General features: G+C 67.1%; 1 pseudogene. It reads left to right on the forward strand.

From position 1 onward, the window contains the following. Window positions 1-326, forward strand: a pseudogene (locus G4D85_RS48535) (hypothetical protein); the annotation flags it as partial. Window positions 327-456: the final 130 nt, after the last annotated feature.

Here is a 456-nt window from a genome sequence, read left to right on the forward strand (position 1 = left end):
ACCTGGCCGAGGCGCAGCGGGACTTGAATGAAGACGTGGCCACGGGCGGCTCCGGCGCCGCGGGGGCCACCATGGCCGCGACCAGCGTCCAGGGCCGCGTGCTCTCCACGAGCGGTGACTCGCTCACCGTGGTGGACACCACCAACAACCGGCAGCTCAAGCTGAAGACGAACGACCAGAGCCGCATCCTCCAGAACAACCGCGCCGTGAAGGTGAAGGACATCAAGGAGGGTGACCAGGTCCGCGCCTCGTATGTGCTGGACGGCAAGGACATGGTGGTCCGCGAGCTGAGCGTCACCCAGGCCGTGACGCCGACGAACCAGTAACGCAGCGCAAGCGGGCGGTCCGCCTCCTCGCGGATGGCCCCTGGACGGCTCCCACTCCGGTGGGGGCCGTTCCCTTTTTTCCCTGAATCCATTCCGAGGGGTTGGAAGGGTGTGTCGGACCTGGGTGGTA

The sequence above is a fragment of the Pyxidicoccus trucidator genome, assembly GCF_010894435.1.
GTDB lineage: Bacteria > Myxococcota > Myxococcia > Myxococcales > Myxococcaceae > Myxococcus > Myxococcus trucidator.